Raw genomic sequence first — 26,893 nt, 5'->3', positions numbered from 1 at the left:
AATACTAGTATATTAACGTGTTCGAAAATGTATGCATGTTTACAAATAAGAATACGAAAAAAGTAGGATTGCGTATTTAATAGGAAAAACGTATCCTTAAGTAGAAAGGATTATTTATGAGAGGAGTTTTTGAAATGACAAAAACTAGAATTGCTGCAGTAGATGTTGGTAATGATGCATTGAAAGCAAATTTCGGTAAAATGGAAAATGAGCTTTATATACCTAATGTAGTAGCACAAGATTTCGAGGATCGTCCTGTGATTGGAATTGAAGAACTAGATAAAAAAGAGGTATTAGATAATATTCATATTCGCGTACACTCTCCTGCGTTAGAAGAAAATAATGTAATCTATCGTGTTGGAAATCTAGCAACAAAAACAACAAATTCTACCGAATTGGATCCAGGCAGCAGTAAAGCAGAAGAAGATCAAACGTTAATCATGCTTTTTGCTTCTCTGGCACTAGATGCCGTGGAAAATGGAGCGTTTACAGAAAAAAATAAAGTCATTGACGCAAATTACACACTTGGCACAGGATTACCGCTTCGTGAAGTGAAAGAAGGAAAAGATGTGGGCTATCGCTCGCAGTTGCTAGGATCTGTCCATCAGGTCGAGTTTCTTGTAACACCTAATCACCAAGGCAAAAAAATAAATATTAAATTTGATGAAGTCAAAGTTTATCCAGAGGGATTCGCAGCCTATGTGAACCTAATTATGGATAATGACTTAAAAGTCATTAATAAAGACTTAATTGATAAACAAATACTTATTCAAGACATTGGCGGATTATCTACAGATATTGCTGTAATCCGTAACCGTAATGTTGACGACGATAAAGCTCAAGGGTTTAATCTAGGTGTATCGGAATCTTTGGAACAAATTAGAGAAGAAATAAGGACAAAACACGGTGTTGAATTAGACAGTCGTCGGGATGTAGTTGATATCATTACGAGAAAAAATGATCGTCACCATATAATGGTAAAAGGAAGTCGGACAAGTGTTCATGATATCACAGACCATATCCTGCTTGAGTTAGCAAAGAAAGAGTATCGTTTCTTACGTAATGTTTGGGCAAAGAATTCACAATCGGAAATCTGCTATTTTGTAGGCGGTGGTTCAGCAGTATTAAAAGACTATATAAAGGCACTTAATAACAAACTTGATGGATTTAACATCGATTTCTTCGAAGATGAACAGGAAAGTATTTGGATGATGGCAAATGCATATTACAAGCTAATTTCGGAATTTGTTTCTAAACAGACAAAGAGTGAAAAGGCGGAAAAGGAAGAAGTAAAAGCGAAGGCAAAATAAGGTGATATCATGGCCAAAAACACAATTGAACGCGGGCAATCAATCACATTTCGTGTCCCTTCGGATACACCTGATTACCTGTTAAAACAGATGCAACGGTTGAAGGAAACAGAAAGAAGGAATTTCTCCAGTCAGATTGCTCAATTTGTATTAAAAGGCTTAAGTGAAAGTTTTGCAAAAGAACGTGAAACCATAACGGTTCCTCTTCCTAAACGATTAACAAAAGAACAAAAAAGTTGGTTAAAGCATGAGCACTCTGAAGCACTAATTGGTTCGATTTTGTACCATTTGCTGAGTGATCCAATGCGGGCTACGACTTTACTGGCTTCCCTAAATAGTAATAGTACAAATATTGATGAAGCATTGTACTTACAAGAGGCTGTCTCCGTTACAGAAGATTCTCAGGAAGAATTGGAGACTCCAATCGCAAACCACGAGATAGATTTAGAAAATCTAAGTATGGATGCACTTGAGACTCATGATGAGCCAGTGGAAGTAGAGGAAGAGGAGGAAGAAGACCCATTAAAGGATTTCTTTTCAAGTATGAATAAATAAGATATTCGCTGAAATAGAGCTGTTCATTTGTTGAGCAGCTCTATTTTTAATGGGGAATAACAAATATATACAGAAAGAATAAATTGGTAGCTCTTAGTTAAACTAAGTGCAGGAATAAGGAGGGAAAGAGATGGAAATTGCATGGATTTGGAAATCAGTATTAATTGTTCTAGGAGGTACACTTCTTTTACGTATCGCAGGAAGAAAGTCAATATCGCAAATGACATTAACCCAAACAGTGATTATGGTAGGAATTGGTTCATTACTTATTCAGCCGTTAGCAGGAAAGAATATTTGGGTCACTTTAGGAGTCGGTGCGATTCTAGTTGTTACGTTAATCATCATGGAGTTTTTACAGATAAAATCGGATTTCTTTGAGAATATTGTAACTGGGAAATCAAAAATTCTAATACATAATGGGGTTATTCAAGAACAGGAAATTAAAAAATTAAGATTGACCGTCGATCAATTAGAAATGAACTTAAGACAAAAAAATGTAAGTAACATTAATGATATTGAATGGGCGACATTAGAGCCGAATGGACAAGTTGGGTTTATATTAAAACAAGAAGCACAACCAGTAACGAAACGTGAGTTCCAGCAATTACAAACAGAAATAGATAATTTAAGACAATTGCTTGTATCAGCAGAACATATCACGTATAGTAATCAGCCACCAGAGCAGAATAAATTATTTAAGGAAGTAGAGAATCGAAAGCATGGGCAAGGAAATCAGCCGCCAAAGCAATTAGACTAATAAAAGCACGCTTTATCTAGAGCGTGCTTTCCTATGGTCAATTTTAATGATGAAGTCATGTTATTCATTATCATCAGAGTGGTCGGTTTTCGTAAGGTGAATCGTTTTTCCTCCACGGTATTGTTTTGATGATCTTATATCTTGGTTAGCAGCTCTTATAAATGACCATCCAAGTAATGCCATGATAAAGATTACTGGGAATGCGGCAACAATGCTAGCTGTTTGTAATGTCTGCAGATCCCCTACAAACATCAATACTAATGGCAATAAGCATAGCGTGAATGCCCAGAATAATCGATTCCAGCGTAGCGGTTCAGACTGGATTTTCTTTTGAACGACCGCTGCTAAAATAAACGAAGAAGAGTCGAACGTTGTTGCCAAGAAAATTATCGCCAGAATGGTGAACAAGCCGATCATGATATTTGCCATGGGTAACTGCTCTAAAATGGCTATAATAGCTGCTGGAGCACCATTATCACTCATGAATCCTAATACGTCGAATTGTCCAGTAAGTTGTAAATAAAGACCAAAGTTACCTAATATACCAAAAAACAAGATAGAACCGAATGTTCCGTATATCATTGTTCCCAGTATCATTTCCCTGATTGTTCTTCCTCTTGAAATACGGGCTACAAACAAACCAACAAAGGGAGCGTAAACAACCCACCAAGCCCAATAAAACACGGTCCATGTCTCTGGAAATTTTGTTTCTTCAAATCCTGATAAATTTGCAAGAGGTTCAAGCCAAGTCGCCATTCGAAAGAAATTATCTGCTACCTGACCGATACTGGTGAAAGTAGTTTCCATGATAAACAATGTAGGGCCAAATATGAATATAAAGATAAGCACAAAGATAGCTAGCCACAGGTTAACGTCACTTAGTACTTTAATTCCTTTTGCTAATCCTGAATACGCACTTATAGCAAATATCAATGTACAAATCAGCATGACAACAGCTTTTAGCCCTAGTGTAACTGGAATGCCTGTAAGATTATTTATTCCTTCTGCGATCATCGGAGTTCCTAAAGCGAGAGTGGTACCGGCCCCACCTAATAAGCCAAAAATAAACAGCACATCAATAATGACTCCTAGTGGAGTGTCCACCCAACGGCCAAGCACAGGTCTTACTGCTTCACTAATTTTTAGTACAGAGGTTCTTCGAACATAATAGAAATAGGCAATAGGTAAAGCAGGTAATGTATATATGGCCCAAGCAATTGGTCCCCAATGAAATATACCGTAGGAGGAAGCCCATGGTATTGCAGCATCAGATTCTGGTGTAATACCAAAAGGAGGACCTTGGTAATAAAATGCCCATTCAATCATTCCCCAGTAAAGAATACTTGAACCAATACCCGCAGCAAATAGCATTGCTGCCCATGAAAACGTTCCAAATTCTTTATCATCGGTTTTACTTCCTAGTTTAATATTTCCAAATTTACTAAATGCGACAAAAATCAAGAAAATAAATGAGATGATACCAAGTGCTAAATAAAGAAAACCAAAGTTACTTGTCATAAAGTCGTTGGCTGCATTAATAACTGTTGCGCCAGTTTCAGGATAGATAATAAGGGGGATACAAACGAGCAGTAGAAGAATTAAGGAGCTGACAAATGTTCGCCAATCAATTAAATGTGACTTCAATAGAATAACCTTCCTTTCACCTACATGTAGTGGTGTATTTAATTAATATCCCTCATGGATAATCGTAAATCCACTATTTTTAAAGTACACAAATAGGGCTAGGTTCATACATAATAATTTGATAAAATGGAGTCTATCGAATCTAATTAATTCTACTAAATTTTTTTGATTGCTTCCTCCATTGTTATATCTCTATTTCCAATCATTTTCAAATGGTAAGCAAGCTATTTTTATTAAAAATTAATTGCATTACATGATGTTATATGCTAAGCTTTTAACACAATATATCGTAAATAAAAAACAACATAAATACTATATATAGTGTTTTGTGACAATTACACAACCGATTTCTTATTAGAAAATTTAGATTGTTGAGAGCCCGTTTGGTATCAAGAATTGACCACATTAAAAGAAGCGGTTTTTTTATTTTTGTTTATGGGATGATTTTAGTAGAATCATTTAGTAGGGGAAAATCGGATTCCATGTTTCCTTCAATAATGATAGGCATAAATGTTTTAAGTATATAAAGGGAGGACTATTGATGATCATTGAGATGACATCTACAAAAGACAAGCTTCTAGAACTAATTGATAAGGCTGCGAACGGTCTGAATATCCACACAGACGCGTACAAGCAAAAGGCATTTAAAACCATCCAAGAAGATACACCGATTGAAAAAGCGATTGATATACTCACCAAGAATGCGTTAGAAAACATTGATGAATCAGCACCTGACTGGACGTTTTTAGCTAGTCGTATTTATTTACAAGAGCTATATCGTCAAGCTAGTGTAAACCGGAATTATTATGGTGAAGAACAATATTACGGTGATTTCTATACATTAATTCAATTACTAACGGAGGAAAAGATATATAAAGAAACCCTTCTGCAAAAGTATTCGAAAGCGGAAATTGATTATTTTGCGAAACAAATAGATACATCGAGAGATTTATCATTTACATACCTTGGTCTATACACGCTAGCGACAAGGTACCTAGCTACAGACCATGATAAAAAAGTCTTTGAATTACCACAGGAACGTTGGATGGTTATTGCAATGACATTAATGCAACACGAAGATAAGTCACGACGCTCTGAGCATGTTCTAGAGGCATATTGGGCATTGAGTAATCTCTATATGACTGTTGCTACCCCAACACTTGCAAATGCGGGGAAAACGCATGGACAGCTTTCTAGTTGCTTTATTGATACTGTAGATGACAGTTTACAATCGATCTATGATAGTAATACAGATATCGCCAAGCTATCGAAAAACGGCGGTGGTATTGGTGTTTATATGGGTAAAATTCGTAGCCGAGGTAGCTCAATAAAAGGATTTAAGGGCATGTCTAGTGGTGTTGTTCCTTGGATTAAACAGCTGAATAATACAGCAGTAAACGTTGATCAACTTGGAACAAGAAAAGGAGCAATTGCTGTTTATTTAGATGTTTGGCATCGTGATATTGAATCGTTCTTAGACCTGAAATTGAATAATGGTGATGAACGAATGCGGGCACATGATATTTTTACAGGGGTTACGTTACCTGATCTATTCATGGAACAAGTAGAAAAACGCGGAGACTGGTATCTTTTTGATCCACATGAAGTACGCCAAGTAATGGGTTATTCCTTAGAGGACTTTTATGACGAGACCAAGGGCAATGGCACATGGCGTACGAAATACGAGGAATGTGTACAGTCTGATCTCCTTACAAAAACAAAGATCCCTGCTATTGATATAATGAAACGAATTATGAAATCACAGCTAGAATCAGGAACTCCATTCATGTTTTATCGTGATGAAGTCAATCGCCAAAATAGCAATAGTCATAATGGAATGATATATTGTTCCAACCTATGTACAGAAATCACACAGAATCAATCACCATCTGAATTCATTGAAGAGTTCCTAGAAAACGAAAACATGATTGTTAAGAAATATCAGTCCGGTGATTATGTTGTTTGTAACCTAAGTTCAATTAATCTTGGAAAAGCAGTGCCTGATGAAATCCTTGAACGTTTGATTAAGATACAAGTACGGATGTTAGACAATGTGATTGATATTAATAATTTACCAATCATGCAGGCTCAACTAACCAATAAAAAATATCGTGCAATTGGTCTTGGGACATTTGGGTGGCATCATTTATTAGCTAGAAAGAATGTCAAATGGGAAACAGAGGAAGCTGTTAAGTTTGCCGATGAACTGTATGAGAAAATTGCATACCTAACGATTAAGTCAAGTATGGAATTAAGTAAAGAAAAAGGCAGCTATCCAGCTTATGAAGGTAGTAAATGGAGTACAGGCGACTATTTCGACCTTAAAGGCTATCATCAAGGCGAGTGGCAAACCTTAAAAGAAGATGTGAAAGAACATGGAATGCGTAATGGTTACCTTATGGCCGTAGCACCAAATTCAACAACGGCAATGATTGCTGGATCAACAGCAAGTATCGACCCGATTTTCAAACCTTTCTATAATGAAGAAAAGAAAGACTTTAAAATACCAGTGACTGCACCAGATTTAACCTACAAAACGTATGATGTCTACCGTCGCTCTGCCTATATTGTAGATCAGCGCTGGTCTGTAAGACAAAACGCGGCTAGACAAAAGCATGTTGATCAAAGTTTATCGTTTAACTTCTATGTTCCAAATACAATTCGAGCATCTGTTTTATTAGACCTACATTTACAAGCATGGAAGGAAGGCTTGAAAACAACGTATTATGTTCGTTCTACTTCTAATGAGGTGGAAGAATGTGAATGGTGTCAAAGTTGAGGGCATTAGTTGCTTATCTAACTTATAGTGGCAACACGCAAGAGGTAGCAAGGCTCATTGAAGGTCAATTACGATATAGAGGGATTGAAACTGGGATGCACCGCATAGGGATTGACCCTCCAGTAAATCCCTCTAACTATGATATCGTATTTATAGGCTTGTTTACTTGGGAAAAGGGGAGCACCCCCGATGAGGTAAAAGAATTTGTTCTGGAAATAGGATACAAGCCAGATAATGTGGCAGTATTTGGAACTGGTGATACACAATTTGGTGGAGATGATCTGTTCTGTAAAGCAGTTGATAAGCTCGCTAAATTTTATGAAAGTAACTGGAGTGGACTGAAAATAGAACAGTCCCCAAGAGGTAGTCAAGAACAGAAAGTGAAAGACTGGCTGGAAGGAGTACTGCAACATGTCGAAAGTTATGCTTGAAAAAGCAAAAACATTAGAGCCATTAAATCCGAATAAGTCCACTGGGGTATTTGGAGGAAAGTCAAGTGGTATATTAAATTGGAATGATATTGCTTATCCACATTGGTACAAAATGTATAAGCGACTTGTCGGTAATTATTGGCAAGCAGATGAAGTAAATATGCAAAGTGACATAAAACAATTCCCTTCTCTAACGGAAGAGGAACAGGATGCTTATTTAAAAATAATTGGTCTATTGTCCACACTAGATGCACCGCAAACCCGTACGGCACTGTTACTATCGTTATATGCCACGGATCCATCGGTTCAATCCATTATGGCAGTCATTGCTCAACAGGAAGCTGTCCATAATGAAAGTTATTCATATGTATTGTCATCTGTTGTATCGTTAGATGAACAAAATAAGTCTTTCCAATTAGGCAGAACAGATCCAATTTTGCTTAAGCGGAATGAAAATATAACCAAGCAATATAATGCATTTGTTGACGATCCGTCTATAGAGAATATTTTAAAAACAATGGTTTACACCTCCTTATTAGAAGGGATGTTCTTCTATTCTGGATTTGCCTTCTTCTATAATTTAGCTCGTCATAACAAGATGGTTGGAACCTCCACGATGATAAGCTATATTAACCGTGATGAACTGGAGCATGGACGATTTATCTCGGAATTGTTCCGAGCCACATTAGCAGAGAATCCAGAGTATAATACAGAAGAATTCACAAAATGGATATATGACCATTTTGAAGAGTCGGTAGAATTGGAGATAGAATGGTCTAATTATGTACTTGGGAATGTAGAAGGAATAGATTTAGATGAAATGGCAGGGTATATTAAATATCGGGCGAATAAGATGTTACGAATGATGGGATTGCATGATATCTATCCAGAACATTTGGATAACCCATTGAAATGGATACGTGCCTATGTGGATAACTTCGATGGTACAAAAACGGACTTTTTTGAGCAGAAATCCCGCCAATATACAAAAACAAGTGACTTGAACGGATTTGATGATTTATAAAAAGGAATCGGCCGCAGCCGATTTCTTTTTATTTATGCACGTCGCCTTAGGGTTATTCATCTAAATTGACTACTTCACCAGTAACTGCGTCCACACCATTAGCGCATTCAATTTTTCCACATAATATGTAGCTTTTTTGATGCGGTTGATATACATAGACTGGTGTGATTTCCAGGTGGTTATGAAGCTTCTCAAATGCTTCTTTTTTCGTAATCACAGGTGTATCTGCAACTTTAAAGTCTTGAAAAATCTCCATTAGTATACGGTTATCCGTATAATTTAATGGTTCTAAAGTGGAAGCATCAAGTATCATTGTAAGCTTTGGTTCAATGATACGGTGACCGGGTTCGACAGGACGTAGTTCAGCAAAAAGATAGGTATGTTCACGGTAAATCGTTGCTAATCTCCATTTACCACTATCCTCTGAAAATTCCTGTTGAAGCAGTCGCTGTACAGCCTCGCGTGCCTTTGTTTTCTTAGCACTTGATAAGGTAGATATCTCTGTATCGGCAAGATTTGTTAATGCTTGTTCTTCCGTTACTTCTGTAGATAAATCAATTTCTTTTAGTGGGATACTTTGATTGGTAGTGCCTTCCCATGTAATGATTTGGTCTATATGGTACTGGAAGGAAGATGCTTCCACCGATTCATATGCTAATGCTGTCTTTCCATTATTCGTAAGGAAAAAAGTAGTTGTACCATAGATGGATTTCCATTCTTGTGCTGATTCTACTGGAATTTCAAACAGTTTACATTGGTTGCTTGCAATTGGTTCAACAATACTAGGTGTTAAAGCAAATGGTTCCCAATGAATCTGATGTTCAGATGGAAACGAACCATTAATAGAGAATAAAACGAGTTGGCCCTCTTGATTGAATTCAACCTGAATAACCCCTCCTGGATAAACTGGAATATTGTCTACAGCTGCTCGAAACTGCATTTCTCTTTCTGATTCAGATATAAGTTGGAATTGTCTGCCAAACTCCAAATCCGTCATTTCTTCAATCCATTCAATTGTGGCTTCGCTGTTCGATGCTATGTTTGCTAACGATTCTGACGTGGAGTAGGAAGTACCTTCAACGAAGATAATCGTTTGGATCTTTCCAGTATGGATATCCACATCAACAACAGCAGTCCCCGGTGGATTTAATTCGTCTTCTTGGTGATCTGTATGGTCATTTGGAAACCATTCCATTGTTAATTCATATTGTATTTCACCTATAGCATTTTTTTGTTTCGTGAAATAATGATGCTTCAAGTAATAAGTATGAAGCCCAAGCCGCTCGGCTGTATGACTAATAAGTTGTTGTATACTTTCATGCATGGATAGAACCTCACTTTTGCCTAATTTCCTTCAGTATATCATCTGTTATCGAAAGTTTTCATTTATAATAGATAAAAACATAGGAAATGCTCAAATTATCTCCTTTACATTAACGCAACGTAAACGTTTATTGTTAAAGGCAGAGGGGGGTACTATATGCAAATTAAAGAAGTGGCAAGACAGTTAAATACAACGACAAGAACCATTCGATTTTATGAAGAAAAAGGATTAATTCATCCGATTAAACAAGAAAATGAATACCGTATATTTACAGAGGAAGATCTTGTTCGAATAAGCACAATATTAGCATTGCGTGAGATCGGTATCACGATTAACGAGATTAAACAATTATTAAATGACGGGAGTAGAAGTATAAACTCATACTTAAACATTCAACGATCGGCACTATTTGAAAAATGGTTAGAATTGAAAGACATGATTGCAACGATTGATCAAATGTTAGAACGCTCAAACGATGGCCAAACCGAAATGTCTGAGATACTCGAATTGTCCGAGCATTTAAAAAATCTAAATTCGATTCGAAAAAGCTGGGAAGATAAATGGAATTTTGATAGTCAAGCAGTCGATTATGATCAAAACTTAAAAATGCACGGGTATCATTTTAATGTTCATCAGGACTATACAAGAGCCTTAAAAAGAGTAGTAGAAACCATTCAGTTGAAAAAAGGGGATACGTGCTTAGATATTGGTATTGGAACAGGAAACTTAGGCTCCAAATTTATAGCCCATGGAGTGAATGTAATTGGTATTGATCAATCTAAAAATATGTTACATGAATGTAAGAAGAAGCATCCAGAAATTGACACACGTAATGGTCATTTTCTAGCATTACCAGTTATGGATCATCAAATTGATGGTATTGTTTCTAGTTATGCATTACATCATATTGAAGACGAACAAAAGTTGATGGCTTTTGAAGAAATGGATCGTGTTTTAAAGCCGGAAGGTGAAATTTGTATGGTGGATCTCATGTTTCAAAACAAGAGTCATCGGAAAGCAGTTATCGATCATTTTACGAACACAGGCAATAAAGTAGCTGTTTACTCAATAGAAGATGAGTACTATGCCGATCGATCTGTTCTGATAGATTGGTTTAAAACAAATGATTATCAAGTAGAAACCTATACGTTTAATCCAATATTAAGTATGATTTATGCTAAGAAGCAAATTGAGGGTGGCTCCAATTGTTAGCAACCGTTTTGTTAGCGTTCTACCAACAGAACTACGAAAAAGATATTGAGTCTTATTATTTATCAGAAGATCAGTTGCAGTATACGGCAATTCCAAAAGATGCATTAAAAAGTTGCGAACAAGGTAAAGAAGTATATCCTATTGTTATTATATATCAACAGCAAGTAGCAGGATTTTTTACTTTGGAAAGGGACTCGGAAGCTGCGTATAGCACAAATCAGAATGCCTTCGCTCTCAGAGCTTTTTCTATTCATTATAGCCTGCAAGGAAAAGGTATTGCTCAACAGGCACTTAAAATACTAGATGCTTTTATACGGCAGAACTTTTTGGGAATAGATGAAATCGTTCTTGGGGTCAATCATAAGAATACAGCAGCACAATATGTTTATAAATGTGCGGGCTTCAAGGATAATAGAAAAAGAGTGTTTGGTAGAAAAGGAGAACAGTATGTATTTGAAAAGAAAATAAAGAGAGCTATCCAGAGATGAGGATAGCTCTCTTTATTTTCTTTTATGTTATTTAGCTTGGAAATAGTTCTGTAATCCAGTAGTAATCGCTTCTCCAACCTGTTGTTTAAATGTATCTGTTTGAATGATTGCTAGATCATTCGCATTTGTAATAAAACCTAATTCTAATAGAATCGAAGGTGCATTATTCGTTCGTATCACTCGGAACCCTTCGCGAAGGATTCCGCGATCTTGTAAATCAACTTTAGATGCGAGGGAGCCATGGACATTTTCAGCCAATTGTTGATCCGTAGTCTGTGAATAGTAAAAGGTATTCATTCCATTTGCACTTGGATCTGGGAATGCATTATAGTGAATGCTAACAAATGCATGGGTAAAGTAATCGTCACTCATCTCCACACGTTCTTCCAAAGAAATATAGTTGTCATTTGTTCTTGTCATGATTACATTTGCCCCAGCATCACGTATGTGTTCAGCAACCTCATGAGCTGTAGCCAGTGTTACCATCTTTTCTTGTACACCATTAATTCCTACAGCTCCAGAGTCCCTTCCGCCATGACCTGGGTCAAGCATAATATTATACCCATCAAGTGAGGTTAAATCTGAGGATGTGCTGGATGCTTGCTGCTCTGGTGCTTGAACCGTAGCTGCTGACTCGTTAGAAGCCGGGATTGGTTCCCCCTTTGTGTCGGTTAACCAAGATGCCACCCATCCATATTCCCCATTAGCAAGAACGATTTGATGCCAGTCGCCTTCTGTTTTTTGTAAACGATATGTATCTCCTGATGATGACGAACCAATAGCTGGATAACTCGTTCCTGGACCTGATCGAATGTTGGTGCTATTTGCTTTTACAGTTACGTTTTCTTCATTAGCTTGTACCCTTTTCATCTGCCCAATCTTTCGCAAATGATGTTTTGCAACCCAAGCTTCTTTTCCGTCATAGTAGGTTTGGATCCATCCATATTTTTCTTGGAATTCGACTACTTGGTCACCTGCTTGAAGTTTCCCGACAACTGGTGCTTCAGTCGATGCATCACTCCGAACGTTTAGAACCATACCTCCTACTTGATATACATCGCCATTGGCTGCATAACCTTCGCTTGGAAAAAAGAACGTAGAAGCAAGTAATAACGCGATACTCGTAATAATAGTATAGATAAATTTCAATGTAAGCTTGCCTCCTTAAAAATAACTGTATTTAATAAACAGTATTTACCAAGATTTTCTACAAGTAAACTATAAAACTTAAAAATCAATCAGAAGTACTAGAATAAAAAAATGGTCCAGGAAGATTGATAGATATACAGCATAAGCAAAAAAATATAAAGACAAGCGATTAACATACCCTTTTTGCTTTATTGCTAACCTCTTCTAATATCGGATTTCATTGCGTTTAACTTTAGTAATTTAAAGAAACTTATCTGTTAGTTAAAAAACGTACTAAAAAACCAACTGCTATTTTTGCAGTTGGTTTTTTTACATTTTAGTGGTAGTCCTCTTTAATTAATCGAGAGGCTTCCTCAAGTGCATGTTTGTTCTCAGCCATATCCCCAGGTTTTCTAGCCTGCCCAATTACATATCCTTCCAAGGACATTTTAAAAAATTGGCAAATATAATTAAATTGCTGGACAAGTGGCAGCCCTTTTACATGCGGATGATCCCCTCCGACAAGTACAAGGTAAACTTTCTTTCCCTCTAAGGCGCCGCGAAAATGCGTATAATCAGGGTCTCTTAGAATTTGCGACCAACGATCAATAAATGTTTTCATTGGTCCTGACATTCCGTACCAGTAAATTGGTGTGGCGAATACAAGAATGTCATGCTCAAGTACTTGATCAATAAGTTGAGTATGATCGTCTTCTACATGAGGAAATCCTTCTTTAGAATGACGTTTATCAACGATTGGTTGTACGTTGTAATCGCGAAGATAAATATGTGATCCTTTTTCTTTTGGTACGACATGATGGGCTAAGTATTCGGTATTTCCATTGAACCTAGTGGATCCATGAAATACGGCAATCTTCATGTTTCTTCCTCCCTCGTGACATGTACTAGAATGAATTACATGGCCTGTAATCCATAGAGAATATGGAAAGATTTCTTTCTTAAATTGTATTCTTTTGCAGGGGATTTAGAAGTAAGACAAGAATCTTATTAAATATAAAGGGATTAGTAATAAACGATCTACAAGATTATTTCCGGGGAAATAGTGTGTTCGATATGACTTTACAAGTTATGATTTTTATAATAATTAAGCGGTGTATTTTGCAATTGTCTTCATTAACTGGAATGACGGTCTGAAGAGTACTTCAGATACACTCACTCTTGCCTCGTATCCTTTCATACAATTTGTCTTCCTACTAGAGAGAGGTACAGTTGGTATGGCATAATAATATGGGTACGAAAGTTCCCAGGCATGATGGTTGTATTAATCAAGCCTTTTCGTGAAAATAGCGTCCTAGGAGTATGACTTATGAAAAAAATAATTCCCTTTTTGATTCTAGTATTGATCATGATTTACACTTTCTTTTTGACTTCTTGGATTGGATCTTATCTAATGCTGAAAGAGAATTGGAAGGAATTCGTGGTTTTTACACCACAATCTGTTACCGATCGGAACGACATTTATCTGCTTGATCAATGGATATATGCATTTAACGTTCGACCTGTTCCAAGTTATACATTCATTGTATCTTTATTCCTTGTAATTAGTATCAGTATTTATTATTTAAGAAAGAGGAAAAGGAAGCAAAAGGCAAAAAAAGACATATAATAATCAAAATAAGGGGGAGTGTTTATAAAGCGGAAGCAAGAGAAAACAGACAGGGATTGGTTAGAAGGATTTATTATTGAAGCAGCTAATTTATTCGTTTCAGCAGTGAAGTTTATAGGAAGATTTGTGATTTTAATCTTGAAATCATGGTATTAAAGGAACGCGGAGGAAGTATCATATCTCTCCGCGTTTTCCTGTTCATTATGCTCTAATCCATTTCCAAATTTCTGCTGGAGTAGCATTTTTACCATACATCAAGATTCCTATTTTGAAAATTTTCCCAGCTAGTTTCATAAAGAACCACACGCTAAGCAGTAAAATGATGAGAGAAATACCGATCTCCATCCATGGCCATTGCTCTAAGTTTGTAAGTCGTAATAACAATACTCCAGGTGAGGTAAACGGGATATAGGTTCCAATCTGTGCCATTAAGCCATTAGGATCAGACAAAACTGGTCCGATAAAAATGAATGGTAAAAATGGTAGCATCATGACCATACCTTGAAAGTTTCCAGCTGTTGAAACATCTGCCATCGTTGCTCCTACACCTACAAATATAGAAGCAAAAAGTAAGTAACCTAAGATAGCGATCCCTATATACAAGAATAGTTCAGGGACGAGTAAATATTCAAGAATCGTGAGATCGAATTTCCATGCAACCACTGGTAATACAATGGATATAGATAGGACAGCTTGCAAAAGACCTAACACGAAATATCCAAGAATCTTACCTTGCATTAAATCAGCTGGGGTTACGGAAGATAAAATAATTTCAGCAATTTTATCTTTCTTTTCCTGTGATGCACTTTGAAAGATTGCCATTCCTGTAAATACAATGGATAACATGATAAAACCAGCAAATGCCCCAGGTACAATTCGTTCCATTGGATTTGTTTCACTTGTTGTTTGATTCTGTGCTTGTAGTTCTTCTGTTGTAATTTCTTTAATTTGAATTCCTTGTGTAAGTGTATTTTTTTCGTCTTCAGTTAAACCTAATTCTTGTATTTGCAAAGCTTGAAGTGGCCCAGTAACTACTTGTACTTGATCCATAAAGTAGGGGGCGATATCTTCTGAAGTATATGCTGGGACTACTCCTTGATTTAAATTCTGTTCATTTAAAAATAAATAAGCAGTATCTTCTGTATCCGCTAAGGCATTGCTCACTTCTTCCTCTGTCAAGTCAGTTTGTTGTAAATCCCAAGGTATATTCGCCGATTCAACGGTTTGTTTTAATTCTGAAAAGATGGCTAGTTGATCATTAATGAATACGTTTGTTGTCTCTTGGTTATCATCATCTGACCCTCCAAATAAATCTCCTAATAGCATAAATCCAACGATAAGAATAGGGGTTAAGAACATTCCAATAATAAACGTTTTATTTTTTAAATTCCGTTTTATTTCCCATTTGGCAACTTTCTTCGTATTATGCATATACGTCACCTTCTTCCTGTAATAAATTGCGATCTGTGGCAATATCAATAAAGATTTCATGAAGGGAGACCCGATCTATGGTCAGTTCTTGAATCTGCAGATCAGCTGGTAGTTGTTGTAACCATTTAGCTGGATGTACATCTTTATTGAGATAGAGAATACTTTGATCTCCTTCTTGCTCCAAACGGTTGATATCTGGCAGCTGCTCTAGGGCTGCCTTATTATTAAAGCCCCTAATGGTACATTTAAAGTTGGCATATTCTGTTTTAACATCTTCCATTTTTCCATATATCACTTTTTGGCCACGATGAATCATAAATAGTCGATCTGCCATTTCTTCAACTAGGTTCATTTGATGGGAAGATAAAAGGATAGATGTGCCATTTTTGGCTAATTGATAGATCTCTTGTTTGAATAATTCTTGACTTACAGGGTCTAGTCCGGAAAATGGTTCATCGAGTATTAACAGCTCTGGTTCATGGATGATGGAAGCAATAAATTGGACTTTTTGCCCCATTCCCTTTGAAAGTTCTTCAACATTTACTTTTTCTTTCCCTTCCAGGTCGAATTTCTTTAAATACGTTAACGCCCTTTGTTTTGCTCTGTCTAAAGGGTAATCTTTTAATTCAGCTAAATACAAGAGGATATCCATTACATTCACGTTTTTATATAGCCCTCTTTCCTCAGGCAAATACCCAATTTTATTCCTAGGTATTGTCTCTCCTTGACGATGGTGAAATGTAATTGTACCTTCGTCTGGATACATGATCCCCATGATATTACGAATTGTGGTTGATTTCCCAGCCCCATTTGGGCCGAGTATTGCCATAATCTCTCCTTGATTGACTTCGAAAGAGATATTAGAAATAATTTTCCGTTCCTTAAATGCCTTGCCTAAATCCTTTACTGTTAGAACGGTCCCCATAAAATCCTCCCCTTTACTTGGTTAATATTAAAGTAATAATTTCTTCTAGGTTTAATGATTCTAAAGCTGTCCAAGCGATACCATGTTGATGGAGATAGGCTTCTGTTCGTTCTGGGTTATTAGAAATCAGCTGCGTTGCTTTCCGAAACAACTCCCCTGGTACTTTCTCAACTGGAAGGGCTTCATTAAACCAATATTGCTTGTGCGTATCGATTAATGTCTCTTTTTCAAAGATATCTATTAGTTTTCCTTGTTTTAATACGACGAGATAATCAGAAAGTTTCATTATATCTGCAGATTGGTGACTTGCCATCACGATCGCGCGGTGGCCATGCTCCATCCACTCTACGATAAAATTCATCAGTTGTTCTTTAGCAGGAATATCCATATAAGCAGTCGGTTCATCCAATAGGAGTAAGGATGTATTTCTGGGTAAAGTTAGGGCGAGTTTTAACTTTTGCTGAATACCCTGTGATAATGCTACAAAACTTTTATTTAGTGGAATATTGAAAGCTTCTACTATTCGTTTAAATAACACTTCATCCCAGTTCGGATACAAAGGCGCAATAAAATCCCTCAGTGACTTTCCTGTAAATGCATTCCATCCTACAGCAGTTTGTGGCTGGTAGCTTATATTTTTTTTCCAGTTCTCATCCGGACCATGAACAAATGAATTCAATAACTTGATATTCCCTTGGTCAGGTTTTACAAGATGCATCATAAGCTTCAATAAAGTACTTTTGCCAGCTCCGTTTGTACCAACTATTGTAGTGATTGTTCCAGGTTCAACCGATAAGTTAATTGGTCCAATATGGAGCGAATCGAGTCGTTTTTCAATATTTGTGAATTCCATGATGGGTTTCATTGTGTTTAAGAACCTCCTTTTCTATGCGAGTCAATGACTTCTGTAAAGATTTCTTTAATTTGTTCAATGGTATAATCATAGCTCAGTGCAGTTTCTACAGCATTTTCAATTGTTTGATACACCTCTGAGACCTTTACTTGCTGTTTCATCGAATCCTCAACTTGGGCTACAAACGTACCTTTACCTTGTGTTGTTTGGATAAATCCTTGATATTCTAGGTCTTGATAAGCTCGTCGAATGGTAATCGCACTTGTTTCAAGATCTTTAGATAGTGCTCGTATAGATGGCAAAGGTGTTCCCTCAGGTAGTTGACCACCAGCAATTAATGCCTTCAACTGATTTTCTATCTGATGATAGATAGGTTCTCGAGATGATTTAGAAAGACGTATCGGTAGTTCCATGATTATACCTCCTCTCTAACCTATACATAATCCACTTTGTTGATTACTTTTTTCATATAAATTTGGTGTGCTTGCAAGGCGAAATATGCAATAATAATAGATATAATGGAAGATACTAACGGCCATTTTTCTGCGAATACAATTGTCCAATAGACAACACCATGATCCGAGAGCGCATAGATTATCAAAAATAGAAGAAATACTGCGAATAAGCTTATCACTACAGTTAAAGCTGTGCCTAGTTTTGTAGTAGTAAATCCTTTTTCACCTGCATCACTTATGGGAAAAACAGTGCCAATATAAACATTGGCAGACAACCAAATGAGACAAAATGCGATATAAGAGACTAAAGATAACACGTCTTGGATTGGAGTGATGAAATAATACACTCCCAATAAAATAATTTGCCAAGGAAAAGAGTAAAAGAAATAAATGATAAATCGACTTTTTATAAGAATTTCCTGTCTTATTGGCAATTGTAATTGCATTAAGAGTATTGGAGCTGCTAAAAAACCCTCCGTTTGTTTTTGCACTTGAAACTGTTTTGGCTTCATCCACATGCCCGCTATCGAAAATAGAAGAAGAAAAAAGAAATCATAGCCCATAAAATCGTTTTCTAAGTAAGATTCCAATGAAACGGCAAGATAAGACAGCACGAACATGTAAAAACAAAAGGTAAAAACAAAACCCTGCCAAGACTGACTTAATTCGAGCTTTGCCAGTTGATACGCTTCCTTCCAATCCTTCATGATTAAACCTCCTCCTACTGTTATACTGTGTATATCTATATACACAGTATAAGTGAATGGGTGTAAATGTCAAGACGCTTTCTTATATTTCATGAATTAGACGAAAATTTATGGATTAATTGTGAAATAGTGCACATATCTGTAGATGTTTTATATTTCTGTTGTAAACTAAAAGTGTAAGAGAGTTATACTAACTTGTGAAATGTTGAGCATTCAAATTTGAAGGAGTTGGTAGAAGATGTTGATGAATTTCATTCGCAAACATTATGTAGCAGCAGGTATTTTAGTTTTTATTCGTTTGTATATTGGTTACGAGTGGCTTACAGCGGGGTATGGAAAATTAACGGGTGGTCAATTTGATGCCACCGGTTTCTTACAAGGTGCAATTGCTAGTGCCGGAGGTGATCACCCCGCTGTCCAAGGTTGGTGGCCTTTATTTCTTGAAAAAGTAGCCTTACCAAATGCAGATTTATTTACGGTTCTTGTGATGTGGGGTGAACTACTTGTAGGGATTGCACTGATTTTAGGTATCTTTACTAATTTTGCAGCTCTAATGGGAATAACGATGAACTTTGCCTTTCTTTTTAGTGGTACAGTAAGTACTAATGCGCAAATGGTTCTATTAACCATCTTCTTATTAATTGCTGGCTACAATGCCGGTAGATATGGTCTCGACAGATGGATAATTCCATTTCTAAAACGCAAAACAACAAAAAGGAAACATACCATGAAATTAGCGTGAGTTTGGAGATTACTATTCCAGCCAAGACTTCTAAGCGATATCTTGGCTGTTTTTTGTTCGTAAAAAGAGTACAAATACGTTACCATGAAGAAGTATATAATGATTAATTAGTGGAAAGAGGAGGAGCCTATGCCAACCTATCGAAAGTTAATTCGTGATAAAATGCCTGCTATAATAGCGATAACTGGAAAAGAAGCAAACACAATCACCCTGTCAGATGAAGCCTTTGCTCACCAATTACGTGAAAAAATAGCAGAAGAACTGGAAGAATACTTAAACACAACGGAAGATGAACAATCGCTTGAAGAACTGGCTGATATCCTTGAATTGATTCGAGCTCTTTCACAAGTACATGGAGCATCTTTTGAAGAGCTGGATAATATCCGCAAGGCAAAAGCAGAAGAACGAGGCGCCTTTGAAGATAAAATTTATCTCATTGATGTTAAAGAATAAATGGATTAGATATGCAGTTATTGTAAAAGCAATGCATACAGTAGAGAGTACTGCTAAATAAACTCCAAAATTAAACCCAAATCCTTACAATCAGATTCGGGTACTTTGCTATTTTTATCCGATTAAAATGGTGAAGCAGGTAAAATAGTTACATCATCGGCTGAGTCGGTCGTATCCTCAAAAAGGGAAACGATCAAACTGTCATCGTTTAATCACATTCATTAACCGCATACATAATTAGCTAACACCGATTGCACCTTATAAATGTTCAATTGTTTATTAAATGTTTTCTGAATCGGCTCAGCATTGCCTGATATCCAAATTTTTAATTCTGCCTCTAGATCAAAAGTCCCGGCTGTTTCTACGGAAAAATGGGTAATGCTCTTATATGGAAGTGAATGGTATTCCATCTTCTTTCCGGTCACACCTTGTTTATCTAACAGAATCAGTCGCTTATTGGTAAAAATCATCATATCTCGAATAAGCTTATAGGCATGTTCTACTTGTTCAGACGTTGCTAATAGTTCTGCTACTTCCTGTTCTGCTTTTGCCGTATCAAGTTCTGAGGCATTCCCCATCATGCTATCAAATATTCCCATATATAAATCCCTCCTAATTAAGATGTACCCAATTAATCTAGTAAAGAAACCCGAAAATGGAATAGGGCTTTGGAAGCAATCTGTCTCATTTATGTTTAACCTCCTATGTAAACGTGAATGATGTTTATAAACATCGTCGAAGGGAGCGTTTAAGGTATGAAGCGTTGGTACCTTTATCTAATTATTGGAGTCCTTGTATTGGTGTTAGCAGCTTGTGGGTCAACGAATGATGAACAACAGGATAGTGCAACAGATAATAATACAAGTGAGGAAGAAACGAATGGAGATACAACAGGCGATCCAGATAATGCTACAAAAGAAGAAGAAGTACTTGTTTCGTTGAAGGATGCAGATAACAAAGTAGTTGGGACAGCGACGTTAACTGAAGGTGAAAATGGCGTCAATATCCATCTAGAAGGAGAAAATCTCTCTCCAGGCATGCACGGTTTCCATATTCATGAGGCAGGTTCGTGTGAAGCACCTGATTTCAAATCAGCAGGTGGGCACTTTAATCCAACCAACACGAATCATGGTAAAGACGATCCGGAAGGCCCCCATGCTGGAGATCTCCCTAATATAGAAGTGGCAGAAGATGGTACTGTCAATACAGAAGCAACTGCAGAGATGGTCACGTTAGAAAAAGGAAAAGACAACTCCCTTTATAAAGATGGTGGTACGGCATTAGTTATTCATGCTGGTGAAGATGACTATCAATCACAACCATCTGGTGATGCGGGAGACCGTGTTGCCTGTGGAGTTATAGAAGAATAGGACTCAAAACAAATCCGTGTCAATATGACTCGGATTTGTTTTGTTAAAGGACATCTGCACCGTATCTCTGATACAATAATGCATATATAATGTATATTATAATAAAGCAGGTGGGACCTTTGGCATCAATTTTACTCTTCTCCATAATTATATTAGCTGCATCTATTTTACAAACAAGTACTGGTTTTGGTTTTTCAATTATTGCAACTCCGCTATTGCTATTAATTTTTGAACCGAGAGAAGCGATTCAAATCAATTTAATTATTTCGCTCGTCATTTCTTTTGCTTTAATAAATAACATCAAAAAAGATGTTGATGTTGGCATTGTGAGAAGGTTTGCGTGGGGAAGTGTTCTAGGTCTGCCACTTGGTCTTGCCGTATTTTTGTATATGGAAGTGAATGTTCTTAAGATAATCATTAGTATTATTATTTTATTGTTAACGGCATTATTACTACTCCGCTTTAAAATGAACCAAACGGAGCAACGTGACTATATAGCAGGTGGTTTTTCTGGTGCGTTTACGACAAGTATTGGAATGCCTGGACCGCCAATTCTATTATATTTTTCAGGAACACACACAAAAAAAGAGAAGCTTCGCGCAACAACATTGGCTTTTTACTTATTTATCTACTTTGTTAGCCTAGCCATCCAGGTCGTTGCTGCTGGTACTTCGAAATTAATATGGTTATCAAGTATATCTGCACTTCCATTAGTTGCTATTGGTTTACTATTAGGTCAGCTTTTATTTAAGCGAATAAACCAAGCCTTATTTCAAAAGCTAACCTATGTGCTATTACTATTCACCGGTATCTATTTGTTAATTGAGCAATTATAGGTAATAAACCTTTTACCCCATCCCTTTTTAGTTAGGTTTTTACTCTATTTAACGAGCTTGAACTCTTACCTGAAACAGGTCCTAATATCAATTATATTGAAAAACGAGACCTGGTCACAATCACCGGTCTCGTTTTAATTTATTATTTATCGCTTAAATACTTACGTTGAAAATCAGCAATGCTTTTGTATTCATCATCTAGAATCCGAGACAACCTTATAAAGATAGGTAATAACTCACGGTAGATCGTCGTTGTATCGTCATTTGGATGATGTGTATGTGTGTGGCCGATCATCTCTGAAACAATACGGAAATCACTAATTTCCCCTGTACCATACATTCCAAGAACTACTGCACCAAGACAAGAGCTTTCATAACTCTCTGGTACAACGACTGGTTTATCAAAAATATCTGCCATAAGTTGTCGCCACATTTCTGAACGAGCAAACCCACCAGTCGCTTGAATTCGTTTCGGTTCCCCGGTTAGTTCTTCTAACGCAAGCAATACGGTGTATAAGTTATAGATAACACCTTCTAAGACAGCACGGATCATATGCTGCTTTTCATGATGAATACTTAAACCGAAGAAAGAAGCTCTTGCATTCGCATTCCATAATGGTGCGCGTTCACCAGTCATATATGGATGGAAAATTAAACCATCAGAACCTGGATTTACACCGGATGCAATTTTAGTTAACACATCATAAGGATCAATACCTAGACGTTTCGCAGTTTCTACTTCCGCTGCTGCAAACTCATCGCGGAGCCAACGTAAAATCATCCCTCCATTATTAACTGGTCCACCAATAACCCAATGATCTTCCGTTAAGGCATAACAAAAGATCCTGCCTTTAGGATCCGTGCGTGGTTTGTCAGATACGGTACGGATAGCACCGCTTGTACCAATTGTTACCGCAATTACGCCAGGTTCAATAGCGTTCACTCCGAGATTAGAAAGCACGCCGTCACTAGCACCAATGATGAATTTAGTTGTGCTATGAATTCCCATATAATTGCTTAACTCTTCGTCTAACCCGCTAAATGCTTCTGTAGTTGGTACAAGGGTGGACAATTGTTTTGAAGTAATTCCTGCAACTTCTAAAGCTTCTGTATCCCAATCTAACTTCTCTAGATTCAATAGTCCAGTGGCAGATGCAATGGAATGATCAACGACGTATTTCCCAAATAAACGATAAAAAACATATTCTTTAATTGAGATAAACTTTGCAGCTTGATTAAATAGTTCGGGTTTCTCATCTTTTAGCCATACTAATTTAGATAGTGGGGACATTGGGTGTATCGGTGTCCCTGTACGGCGATAAATAAGATGGCCGTATTCACTTTGCTTAATCTGTTCAGCATGTGTCGCACTTCTGGTGTCAGCCCAAGTAATGCTATTCGTTAAGAGTTTGCCTTCTTTGTCTACTGCGATAAAGCTATGCATAGCAGAACTAAAGGAGACAAATTGGAGATGTCCAGGATTGATTTCACTATTTCTGACTGTTTCGCGAATGCACGTAGAGACAGCATTAAATATTTCGTCTGGATCTTGTTCCGCAACTAAAGGATTGGGTGTGTGTAATGGGTAATTAATTGTATGATTGGTAATAACTTCCCCTTGTTTATTGAAAAGTACGGCTTTCGTACTTGTCGTGCCAATATCTACACCAAGATAATAAGTTGCCTGACTCATTGCTGTTCCTCCTTCTACCTCTAAAAGAAAAGGAACAATATGTTCCCTCTTTATGTTTATTACGATTGGTTTTAACAAATGGAATAGTTTTATTGTATTAATGACCAATCACGATATTCTACTCGTAGCCATCCATCCTATTTTACAAAACGCTTACAAATAGGGATTCGGTATTAGCATAAGTAAAACAATGCTCGAATTTAAACCAGTATCTTATAAAATTCAGACCCTCATAGACCCGATTACTGTTTAAAATTTGTTTTTCACGCACGGGTATGCCAAGGCTAATGTGATTAAGCACGGGGTGGACATTTCGAGATGTCAACAACGATTTCTTTTATTTACGATAGATCAGGCGTTTAATCCTATATATCGTCTTTTAAGTTTGCAGCTATCGTAATGTCCAGTCCAATTATTTCTATTTATATTAACTTTTAACTACAGCATGTCCGCCAAACTCATTTCTGAGTGCAGCGACGACTTTGCCGGTGAACGTATCATCTTCTAATGAACGGTAGCGCATCATAAGGGATAATGCGATAACAGGTGCAGCAACTTGATAGTCTAGTGCTGTTTCTACTGTCCATTTCCCTTCTCCAGATGAATGCATGATACCACGAATTTCATCCAGGTTAGCATCTTTTGAAAAGGCATTTTCCATTAATTCCATAAGCCATGAACGGATGACAGAACCATGGTTGAATACTTTAGCAACTTTTTCATAATCATAATCAAAATCACTTTTATGAAGAATATCAAATCCTTCAGCAATAGATTGCATCATGCCGTATTCCATACCATTGTGAACCATCTTTAAAAAGTGACCGCTTCCTGATTTTCCCGTATAAAGATAGCCGTTTTCAACAGCGATATCGCTAAATAACGGTTCAATCTCTTTAAATTTATCAGCATCACCGCCGATCATAATACATACACCGTTACGGGCTCCATCAGTTCCGCCGCTTGTACCACAATCGAATAGATAAATGCCTTTTTCAGATAGTTGTTGATGACGTTTCACTGTATCTTTGTAGTTAGAATTACCACCATCGATAATGGTATCTCCTTTATCTAATAATGGTGTAATCTCCGCAATTACTCTCTCTGTAATATCGCCAGCAGGCACCATTAGCCAAATGGTACGGGGTGTTTCCATATCTTGGATCATGTCCCGAACAGAATGGTGCTGCTGAAAGTTTTTATGGGAAATTGCTGTAGCACTTTCCGGGTTCGCATCATATCCAAAGACATGGTGATGATGATCTAATAAGTTAAGGGCTAAGTTTAACCCCATTTTTCCAAGTCCAATGATACCGATTTCCATATTTTCACCTCATGATGTACATTTTAGTGTGTAACGGATTCATTATATCAAAAATTTTTCCGTAATCAATTATTTTAAAAGAAATTTTTTTCGTATATAATAGATACCAGATAGATTGAGAAGAAGGAGTACTCCTAGATGGATAAGAAAAAACAGCATGGGTTGGCGAGGATCCGCAGTCATTATGGTAAATTTAGTGATAAAGAAAAAAGAATCGCTGATTATATTTTGCAACATCCCCAAGATATCATTCACCATACGATTAATCAGGTGGCAGAAGACCTCGAAGTTGCAGAATCTACCGTGTTTCGATTTTGTCAGCGGATTGGTTTTAAGGGTTATCAAGCCTTAAAAATAGCATTGGCTGCAGAGATAGTTACGCCGATGAAAGATATTCACGAAAAGATAAGCGATGGAGATAACATTGCAACGGTTGGGGAAAAAGTATTTCGTTCCAATATAAAAACATTAGAAGACACACTGCAAATCATAGATGTACATGCGATGGATAGAGCTGTACAGACACTGGTTCAAGCAAATAAGGTAGAGTTTTTTGGAATCGGTGGATCGGCCATCGTTTCGTTGGATGCTTATCATAAATTCATTCGAAGTGGCATTCATGTAAACTCAAATTTCGATGCACATATGCAACTAATGTCAGCATCTCAACTGAGTAGTGCAGATGTTGCTGTATTAATTTCACATTCTGGTTCTACCAAGGATATGATGGATTTATTACATGTTTTAAAAGAGAAGCAAGTAACCACCATTGCAATTACTAATTTTGCTAAATCTCCACTAACCAAGGAAGCGGACATCTTACTGTATACAGCAGCAGAAGAAACAGAATTCCGGTCGGAAGCACTGTCATCTAGAATTGCGGAATTAAGCTTGATTGATGTTCTTTATACGAACGTCATGATTGCTAAGGGAGAAGACGCAAAATTGGCTTTGCAAGATATGCGAAAAGCTATATCGTTAAAACGGTTATAGGGGGGATTATAGTGAAGTTTGTATTTGATTTAGATGGAACAATCTGTTTTAACGGAGAGTATATATCAGAACCTATTATTCAAGGTTTAGAGCAATTAGAAAGGAAAGGGCATGAATTAATCTTTGCATCTGCAAGACCAATAAGAGATTTACTCCCAGTACTTCCTAGTCGTTTTCATCACCATCAACTGATAGGTGGAAATGGTGCGATCGTTCAAGATAATGGAAAAGTCACATCGACAGCCTGCTTTGATAGAAATACATTTCAACGTATCGAAGAAATTATTGAACATTTCTCAAGCCAATATTTAATAGATGGTTTGTGGAATTATTCCTATACAGGGGCAATTGATCATCCAATCAGAGGGAAGGTGGACCCAAACGGATTAGCACGTAACCTTCCTAAGATGGAGATAGAGACGGTTATCAAAGTAGTATTACTGGAATCATCCAACATGAATGATGTAGAGAGGCAATTAAAAAAATTAGATGTAGTTATACATAGACATGAAGGGGAGCGGGTATTAGATATAAGTCCAAAAGGAGTAGATAAATGGAGTGGTCTCCAACAATTAGAAATAAAGGAACAAGCGTATGTCGCATTTGGTAATGATGCTAATGACGTCACTATGTTTCAACATGCCAGCCATTCAATTATGATTGGCCATCATCACCAATTGGCACCTTTTGCAAAAGAAACCATACCATTTTGTTCCTCTATTGAACAAAAGATTGTTCAGAAACTGAATGAACTTGCTGAACAACATGTTGTCGTTTAGGTGTGTAGCTACAGTTCAAGAATCCTAGCTTGTAGATGATTTTCTATAAGCTT

At 36.9% G+C, this 26,893-nt stretch carries 28 protein-coding genes; 16 read left to right on the top strand and 12 right to left on the bottom strand.

Annotated elements, in window-relative coordinates; genetic code table 11:
• Positions 1 to 134 precede the first annotated feature (134 nt).
• From M948_RS29125 to M948_RS29115, 3 genes are all read left to right on the top strand, one after another.
• On the top strand, positions 135 to 1,310 hold the full coding sequence (locus M948_RS29125) for a ParM/StbA family protein (RefSeq protein WP_021289967.1): 1,176 nt from the start codon (positions 135 to 137) through the stop codon (positions 1,308 to 1,310).
• A gap of 9 nt (positions 1,311 to 1,319) precedes the next feature.
• The gene (locus tag M948_RS29120) at positions 1,320 to 1,865 is read left to right on the top strand and encodes a hypothetical protein (protein ID WP_021289966.1); all 546 of its coding nucleotides are present in this window, start codon (positions 1,320 to 1,322) and stop codon (positions 1,863 to 1,865) included.
• A gap of 130 nt (positions 1,866 to 1,995) precedes the next feature.
• Entirely contained in the window at positions 1,996 to 2,622 is a 627-nt protein-coding gene (locus M948_RS29115) for a DUF421 domain-containing protein (protein ID WP_021289965.1), read from the top strand.
• Positions 2,623 to 2,682: 60 nt separating this feature from the next.
• On the opposite strand, the gene M948_RS29110 is transcribed toward M948_RS29115, so the two are convergent.
• Positions 2,683 to 4,266 carry a BCCT family transporter gene (locus M948_RS29110; RefSeq protein WP_021289964.1) on the bottom strand — a complete coding sequence of 528 codons (1,584 nt, stop codon included), beginning with the start codon at positions 4,264 to 4,266 and terminating at the stop codon, positions 2,683 to 2,685.
• Between the two features lie 541 nt (positions 4,267 to 4,807).
• On the opposite strand from M948_RS29110, the gene M948_RS29105 reads away from it, so the two are divergent.
• The 3 genes from M948_RS29105 to M948_RS29095 are packed head-to-tail and all read left to right on the top strand — an operon-like array spanning position 4,808 to position 8,500.
• Positions 4,808 to 7,045: a ribonucleoside-diphosphate reductase subunit alpha gene (locus tag M948_RS29105; protein WP_021289963.1), complete on the top strand. Its 2,238-nt coding sequence runs from the start codon at positions 4,808 to 4,810 to the stop codon at positions 7,043 to 7,045.
• On the top strand, positions 7,030 to 7,476 hold the full coding sequence (locus M948_RS29100; protein WP_021289962.1) for a flavodoxin: 447 nt from the start codon (positions 7,030 to 7,032) through the stop codon (positions 7,474 to 7,476). The genes M948_RS29105 and M948_RS29100 overlap by 16 nt, the downstream gene beginning before the upstream one ends.
• Complete coding sequence (locus M948_RS29095) at positions 7,457 to 8,500, top strand: ribonucleotide-diphosphate reductase subunit beta (RefSeq protein ID WP_021289961.1); 1,044 nt, start codon at positions 7,457 to 7,459, stop codon at positions 8,498 to 8,500. The genes M948_RS29100 and M948_RS29095 overlap by 20 nt, the downstream gene beginning before the upstream one ends.
• A 52-nt stretch (positions 8,501 to 8,552) precedes the next feature.
• Here M948_RS29095 and M948_RS29090 read toward each other — a convergent pair whose 3' ends face one another.
• Entirely contained in the window at positions 8,553 to 9,824 is a 1,272-nt protein-coding gene (locus M948_RS29090) for a hypothetical protein (protein ID WP_021289960.1), read from the bottom strand.
• 156 nt (positions 9,825 to 9,980) lie between these two features.
• Between M948_RS29090 and M948_RS29085 the strand changes: the two genes are divergently transcribed.
• Positions 9,981 to 11,036 carry a MerR family transcriptional regulator gene (locus tag M948_RS29085; protein ID WP_021289959.1) on the top strand — a complete coding sequence of 352 codons (1,056 nt, stop codon included), beginning with the start codon at positions 9,981 to 9,983 and terminating at the stop codon, positions 11,034 to 11,036.
• Positions 11,030 to 11,524 (top strand): GNAT family N-acetyltransferase, encoded by a 495-nt coding sequence (locus M948_RS29080; protein ID WP_021289958.1) that lies wholly within the window; start codon positions 11,030 to 11,032, stop codon positions 11,522 to 11,524. Before M948_RS29085 ends, M948_RS29080 begins: the two co-directional genes overlap by 7 nt.
• A 27-nt stretch (positions 11,525 to 11,551) precedes the next feature.
• Here M948_RS29080 and M948_RS29075 read toward each other — a convergent pair whose 3' ends face one another.
• Positions 11,552 to 12,673, bottom strand: a complete 1,122-nt coding sequence (locus M948_RS29075) for an N-acetylmuramoyl-L-alanine amidase (protein WP_021289957.1) — start codon at positions 12,671 to 12,673, stop codon at positions 11,552 to 11,554.
• 316 nt (positions 12,674 to 12,989) lie between these two features.
• Positions 12,990 to 13,532, bottom strand: a complete 543-nt coding sequence (locus M948_RS29070; protein ID WP_021289956.1) for a flavodoxin family protein — start codon at positions 13,530 to 13,532, stop codon at positions 12,990 to 12,992.
• 447 nt (positions 13,533 to 13,979) lie between these two features.
• On the opposite strand from M948_RS29070, the gene M948_RS29065 reads away from it, so the two are divergent.
• Both M948_RS29065 and M948_RS43170 read left to right on the top strand, forming a co-directional pair.
• Positions 13,980 to 14,279 carry a DUF4306 domain-containing protein gene (locus M948_RS29065; protein WP_021289955.1) on the top strand — a complete coding sequence of 100 codons (300 nt, stop codon included), beginning with the start codon at positions 13,980 to 13,982 and terminating at the stop codon, positions 14,277 to 14,279.
• Positions 14,280 to 14,297: 18 nt separating this feature from the next.
• Positions 14,298 to 14,435 carry a hypothetical protein gene (locus tag M948_RS43170; RefSeq protein ID WP_021289954.1) on the top strand — a complete coding sequence of 46 codons (138 nt, stop codon included), beginning with the start codon at positions 14,298 to 14,300 and terminating at the stop codon, positions 14,433 to 14,435.
• A gap of 45 nt (positions 14,436 to 14,480) precedes the next feature.
• Here the strand turns inward: M948_RS43170 and M948_RS29060 are convergent, their stop codons facing one another.
• Genes M948_RS29060 through M948_RS29040 form a run of 5 tightly spaced genes read right to left on the bottom strand, consistent with a single transcriptional unit; the run spans position 14,481 to position 18,650 of the window.
• Positions 14,481 to 15,710, bottom strand: coding sequence for an ABC transporter permease (locus M948_RS29060; RefSeq protein ID WP_021289953.1), 1,230 nt, complete (start codon positions 15,708 to 15,710; stop codon positions 14,481 to 14,483).
• Positions 15,703 to 16,635: an ABC transporter ATP-binding protein gene (locus tag M948_RS29055; RefSeq protein ID WP_021289952.1), complete on the bottom strand. Its 933-nt coding sequence runs from the start codon at positions 16,633 to 16,635 to the stop codon at positions 15,703 to 15,705. The genes M948_RS29060 and M948_RS29055 overlap by 8 nt, the downstream gene beginning before the upstream one ends.
• Before the next feature lie 13 nt (positions 16,636 to 16,648).
• Positions 16,649 to 17,500: an ATP-binding cassette domain-containing protein gene (locus tag M948_RS29050; RefSeq protein WP_021289951.1), complete on the bottom strand. Its 852-nt coding sequence runs from the start codon at positions 17,498 to 17,500 to the stop codon at positions 16,649 to 16,651.
• 5 nt (positions 17,501 to 17,505) lie between these two features.
• A complete protein-coding gene (locus M948_RS29045) occupies positions 17,506 to 17,901 on the bottom strand; it encodes a GntR family transcriptional regulator (RefSeq protein WP_021289950.1) in 396 nt (131 codons plus the stop codon).
• Between the two features lie 20 nt (positions 17,902 to 17,921).
• Positions 17,922 to 18,650 carry a hypothetical protein gene (locus M948_RS29040; protein WP_021289949.1) on the bottom strand — a complete coding sequence of 243 codons (729 nt, stop codon included), beginning with the start codon at positions 18,648 to 18,650 and terminating at the stop codon, positions 17,922 to 17,924.
• Positions 18,651 to 18,888: 238 nt separating this feature from the next.
• Here M948_RS29040 and M948_RS29035 point away from each other — a divergent pair, with 238 nt between their 5' ends.
• Entirely contained in the window at positions 18,889 to 19,392 is a 504-nt protein-coding gene (locus M948_RS29035) for a DoxX family protein (RefSeq protein WP_021289948.1), read from the top strand.
• Between the two features lie 129 nt (positions 19,393 to 19,521).
• Positions 19,522 to 19,845, top strand: a complete 324-nt coding sequence (locus M948_RS29030; protein WP_021289947.1) for a nucleoside triphosphate pyrophosphohydrolase — start codon at positions 19,522 to 19,524, stop codon at positions 19,843 to 19,845.
• A gap of 221 nt (positions 19,846 to 20,066) precedes the next feature.
• On the opposite strand, the gene M948_RS29025 is transcribed toward M948_RS29030, so the two are convergent.
• Positions 20,067 to 20,444 carry a PH domain-containing protein gene (locus M948_RS29025; RefSeq protein ID WP_021289946.1) on the bottom strand — a complete coding sequence of 126 codons (378 nt, stop codon included), beginning with the start codon at positions 20,442 to 20,444 and terminating at the stop codon, positions 20,067 to 20,069.
• Between the two features lie 156 nt (positions 20,445 to 20,600).
• Between M948_RS29025 and M948_RS29020 the strand changes: the two genes are divergently transcribed.
• Both M948_RS29020 and M948_RS29015 read left to right on the top strand, forming a co-directional pair.
• Positions 20,601 to 21,215 carry a superoxide dismutase family protein gene (locus M948_RS29020; protein ID WP_021289945.1) on the top strand — a complete coding sequence of 205 codons (615 nt, stop codon included), beginning with the start codon at positions 20,601 to 20,603 and terminating at the stop codon, positions 21,213 to 21,215.
• 89 nt (positions 21,216 to 21,304) lie between these two features.
• Positions 21,305 to 22,051 carry a sulfite exporter TauE/SafE family protein gene (locus M948_RS29015; protein WP_051170025.1) on the top strand — a complete coding sequence of 249 codons (747 nt, stop codon included), beginning with the start codon at positions 21,305 to 21,307 and terminating at the stop codon, positions 22,049 to 22,051.
• A 142-nt stretch (positions 22,052 to 22,193) separates the two neighbouring features.
• Here M948_RS29015 and gntK read toward each other — a convergent pair whose 3' ends face one another.
• Positions 22,194 to 23,744 carry a gluconokinase gene (gene gntK / locus M948_RS29010; RefSeq protein ID WP_021289943.1) on the bottom strand — a complete coding sequence of 517 codons (1,551 nt, stop codon included), beginning with the start codon at positions 23,742 to 23,744 and terminating at the stop codon, positions 22,194 to 22,196.
• 427 nt (positions 23,745 to 24,171) lie between these two features.
• On the bottom strand, positions 24,172 to 25,068 hold the full coding sequence (gene gnd / locus M948_RS29005; protein ID WP_021289942.1) for a phosphogluconate dehydrogenase (NAD(+)-dependent, decarboxylating): 897 nt from the start codon (positions 25,066 to 25,068) through the stop codon (positions 24,172 to 24,174).
• A 138-nt stretch (positions 25,069 to 25,206) separates the two neighbouring features.
• On the opposite strand from gnd, the gene M948_RS29000 reads away from it, so the two are divergent.
• Together M948_RS29000 and M948_RS28995 are read left to right on the top strand one after the other, a co-directional pair.
• Positions 25,207 to 26,061 carry a MurR/RpiR family transcriptional regulator gene (locus tag M948_RS29000; RefSeq protein WP_021289941.1) on the top strand — a complete coding sequence of 285 codons (855 nt, stop codon included), beginning with the start codon at positions 25,207 to 25,209 and terminating at the stop codon, positions 26,059 to 26,061.
• Between the two features lie 11 nt (positions 26,062 to 26,072).
• Positions 26,073 to 26,840 (top strand): HAD-IIB family hydrolase, encoded by a 768-nt coding sequence (locus M948_RS28995; RefSeq protein WP_021289940.1) that lies wholly within the window; start codon positions 26,073 to 26,075, stop codon positions 26,838 to 26,840.
• Positions 26,841 to 26,893 lie beyond the last annotated feature (53 nt).

Origin of the sequence: Virgibacillus sp. CM-4 (genome assembly GCF_000445495.1) — a bacterium.
GTDB lineage: Bacteria > Bacillota > Bacilli > Bacillales > Amphibacillaceae > Virgibacillus > Virgibacillus salexigens.
The sequence above is the reverse complement of the archived record's forward strand: the minus strand, read 5'-3'. Positions and strand labels throughout refer to the sequence as shown.

What these genes read in the sequence shown, in the direction of transcription:
- M948_RS29070 (WP_021289956.1), bottom strand. Translation starts at nt 13,532, where the DNA reads ATGAAGATTGCCGTATTTCATGGATCCACTAGGTTCAATGGAAATACC.
- M948_RS29035 (WP_021289948.1), top strand. Translation starts at nt 18,889, where the DNA reads ATGTTGATGAATTTCATTCGCAAACATTATGTAGCAGCAGGTATTTTA.
- M948_RS29040 (WP_021289949.1), bottom strand. Translation starts at nt 18,650, where the DNA reads ATGAAGGATTGGAAGGAAGCGTATCAACTGGCAAAGCTCGAATTAAGT.
- M948_RS29050 (WP_021289951.1), bottom strand. Translation starts at nt 17,500, where the DNA reads ATGAAACCCATCATGGAATTCACAAATATTGAAAAACGACTCGATTCG.
- M948_RS29025 (WP_021289946.1), bottom strand. Translation starts at nt 20,444, where the DNA reads ATGGGAATATTTGATAGCATGATGGGGAATGCCTCAGAACTTGATACG.
- M948_RS29060 (WP_021289953.1), bottom strand. Translation starts at nt 15,710, where the DNA reads ATGCATAATACGAAGAAAGTTGCCAAATGGGAAATAAAACGGAATTTA.
- M948_RS29085 (WP_021289959.1), top strand. Translation starts at nt 9,981, where the DNA reads ATGCAAATTAAAGAAGTGGCAAGACAGTTAAATACAACGACAAGAACC.
- gntK (WP_021289943.1), bottom strand. Translation starts at nt 23,744, where the DNA reads ATGAGTCAGGCAACTTATTATCTTGGTGTAGATATTGGCACGACAAGT.
- M948_RS29090 (WP_021289960.1), bottom strand. Translation starts at nt 9,824, where the DNA reads ATGCATGAAAGTATACAACAACTTATTAGTCATACAGCCGAGCGGCTT.
- M948_RS29000 (WP_021289941.1), top strand. Translation starts at nt 25,207, where the DNA reads ATGGATAAGAAAAAACAGCATGGGTTGGCGAGGATCCGCAGTCATTAT.
- gnd (WP_021289942.1), bottom strand. Translation starts at nt 25,068, where the DNA reads ATGGAAATCGGTATCATTGGACTTGGAAAAATGGGGTTAAACTTAGCC.
- M948_RS29065 (WP_021289955.1), top strand. Translation starts at nt 13,980, where the DNA reads ATGAAAAAAATAATTCCCTTTTTGATTCTAGTATTGATCATGATTTAC.
- M948_RS29125 (WP_021289967.1), top strand. Translation starts at nt 135, where the DNA reads ATGACAAAAACTAGAATTGCTGCAGTAGATGTTGGTAATGATGCATTG.
- M948_RS29120 (WP_021289966.1), top strand. Translation starts at nt 1,320, where the DNA reads ATGGCCAAAAACACAATTGAACGCGGGCAATCAATCACATTTCGTGTC.
- M948_RS29020 (WP_021289945.1), top strand. Translation starts at nt 20,601, where the DNA reads ATGAAGCGTTGGTACCTTTATCTAATTATTGGAGTCCTTGTATTGGTG.
- M948_RS29030 (WP_021289947.1), top strand. Translation starts at nt 19,522, where the DNA reads ATGCCAACCTATCGAAAGTTAATTCGTGATAAAATGCCTGCTATAATA.
- M948_RS29015 (WP_051170025.1), top strand. Translation starts at nt 21,305, where the DNA reads ATGTATATTATAATAAAGCAGGTGGGACCTTTGGCATCAATTTTACTC.
- M948_RS29095 (WP_021289961.1), top strand. Translation starts at nt 7,457, where the DNA reads ATGTCGAAAGTTATGCTTGAAAAAGCAAAAACATTAGAGCCATTAAAT.
- M948_RS29115 (WP_021289965.1), top strand. Translation starts at nt 1,996, where the DNA reads ATGGAAATTGCATGGATTTGGAAATCAGTATTAATTGTTCTAGGAGGT.
- M948_RS29100 (WP_021289962.1), top strand. Translation starts at nt 7,030, where the DNA reads ATGGTGTCAAAGTTGAGGGCATTAGTTGCTTATCTAACTTATAGTGGC.
- M948_RS29045 (WP_021289950.1), bottom strand. Translation starts at nt 17,901, where the DNA reads ATGGAACTACCGATACGTCTTTCTAAATCATCTCGAGAACCTATCTAT.
- M948_RS29105 (WP_021289963.1), top strand. Translation starts at nt 4,808, where the DNA reads ATGATCATTGAGATGACATCTACAAAAGACAAGCTTCTAGAACTAATT.
- M948_RS29055 (WP_021289952.1), bottom strand. Translation starts at nt 16,635, where the DNA reads ATGGGGACCGTTCTAACAGTAAAGGATTTAGGCAAGGCATTTAAGGAA.